This window comes from Bartonella sp. AP57NXGY, assembly GCF_042195805.1.
Classification (GTDB): domain Bacteria; phylum Pseudomonadota; class Alphaproteobacteria; order Rhizobiales; family Rhizobiaceae; genus Bartonella.
In genome coordinates, this window is record NZ_JBHIOZ010000598.1 from 1 (window position 1) to 619 (window position 619).

Annotated in this window: 1 protein-coding gene; it reads left to right on the forward strand. The window is 41.8% G+C overall.

Features of this window, described 5'->3' with window-relative positions; genetic code table 11:
• Positions 1-619: tyrosine-type recombinase/integrase (locus ACFIL8_RS12255; RefSeq protein WP_375690042.1), on the forward strand; the 619-nt coding region annotated here is incomplete at both ends.

Consider the following 619-nt stretch of genomic DNA (forward strand, 5'->3'; position numbering starts at 1 on the left):
TTTTACCATTACGCCTTCATATTCTCCCTAAATTGGGCTGTCTGCCCGTTTCAGAGATTACACAAACAGAGATACGCAATACCCTTGCTCCTATCTGGCATACAAAAGCTGCAACAGCAGAGAAAGCACTAAATCGTCTTAATCTTTGTCTCAAACATGCGGCTGCATTAGGGTTAGATGTTGATTTACAAGCAACAGAAAAAGCACGCGCGCTCTTAGGTAAACAACGTCATAAAACCACTAATAGACCTGCAATGGATTGGAAAGATGTTCCCGCCTTTTATCAGTTACTCTGTAAAACACAAAACATAACACAACTGGCTTTGCGCTTGCTTATCCTGACAGGCGTTCGTACCAACCCTTTGCGTCATATTCGTGAAGATCAGATTGAAGATGATGTATGGACTATTCCTGCTGAGAATATGAAAGGTTTGCGTGACGCTACAACAGAATTTCGCGTACCTCTATCATCTGAAGCGCTAAAAGTGATTAAACAAGCCCGTTGTATTTCCAAAAGTAATTTCATTCTGTCTTTTTCCGGTCGTGCTCCCCTTGCTGAGAATTGTATGGCAAAATATATGAGAGACAATAAACTTGAAGCCTGCCCGCATGGTTTTCG